The organism is Paenibacillus endophyticus, assembly GCF_014192395.1.
Taxonomy (GTDB): Bacteria; Bacillota; Bacilli; order Paenibacillales; family Paenibacillaceae; genus Pristimantibacillus; species Pristimantibacillus endophyticus.
The window spans coordinates 1-1,268 of record NZ_JACHXW010000044.1; the positions used below are offsets into that span (position 1 = coordinate 1).

Genomic DNA, 1,268 nt, shown 5'->3' on the forward strand with positions numbered 1-1,268 from the left:
TGACCTTGCCCCGAATAGATGGACACGAAGAAAACCTCTATAATAAATCATGGAGGGGTTCATATGGGACAACGGAAGAAATTCGACAAGGCATTTAAGGAGCAGGTAGTCCTGCGTATTTTAGCTGAAGAATCAACAGCTTCTGAAACAGCCAAGGAACTAGGCGTACATTATACGACGGTTAAAGACTGGGTAAAGTTGTATAAACAAGACGGAGAACAATCCTTTCCCGGCAGTGGAAATCTTAAAGCAGAAGATGAGGAAATACGTAGGCTTCGTAAGCAACTCGCTGATCTCAAGGAAGAAAACGAAATTCTAAAAAAGGCGGCAGCCTACTTTGCGAAAAATCTGAAGTAAACACGTTCAAGTTCATCTATGGACACCGCTTCGAATTTCGGATTGCAAAGATGTGCCAGGCTCTCCATGTCTCTCGAAGCGGCTATTATGCTTATATTAAGCGACCTGAAAGCAAACGTAGTGTTGAAAATCGGAAGTTGCTAGATACGATCCGAAATATCCATCATGAAAGTCGTAAGATCTACGGGTCGCCGCAAATTACAAAGAATCTACCACCTGACCAGAAAGCTAGCCGAGGCCGTGTAGCCCGTCTCATGCAAGAAAACGGAATCCGGTCTAAAGTGGTCAAGAAATACAAGGCGACAACGAATTCTAAACACAATTTGCCTGTCGCGGATAATCTTCTAAATCAAAATTTTGAAACAAAAAAACCATGCGAGAAATGGTTAACAGATATCACGTATATTCCTACCGATGAAGGCTGGCTCTACCTCGCGGGAGTTATGGATCTGCATGGCCGCGCCATCGTAGGCTGGGCAATGGACAGCCGTATGAAGACTGAACTCGTATCTTCTGCATTAAAACAAGCCATAGGACGCGCCGGCGCAGTTAAAGGTTTAATCGTCCATTCTGATCGTGGTGTTCAATATGCCAGCAAGAAATACCAACGTCTCCTGAAGAAACACGATTTCGTCTGCAGCATGAGTCGCAAAGGTAATTGCTACGACAATGCACCAATGGAATCTTTCTGGGGAAAACTCAAAATGGAATGGCTTAATGAGCGTAAATTTAAGACTAGGACTGAGGCCAAAAAGGCTGTATTTGAATACATTGAGCTGTTCTACAATCGACGGAGAACGCATTCCTCCAACAATTACATCTCGCCATTACAGCGTTTTGAGGCGGTTTAATGATTAGACTAACGTTTGTAATGAGGCTTTCTTGCTGTCTACTTTATTAAGGCAAGGTCA

General features: G+C 43.5%; 1 protein-coding gene. It reads left to right on the forward strand.

The features are described from left to right. Positions 1-63 precede the first annotated feature (63 nt). Positions 64-1,208 (forward strand): IS3 family transposase gene (locus FHS16_RS31435; RefSeq protein ID WP_246432073.1). Its coding sequence is split into 2 segments (ribosomal slippage): positions 64-334 and positions 334-1,208, totalling 1,146 coding nucleotides; the frame shifts between segments, so codons are not numbered across the junction. The last annotated feature ends 60 nt before the right edge of the window (positions 1,209-1,268 follow it).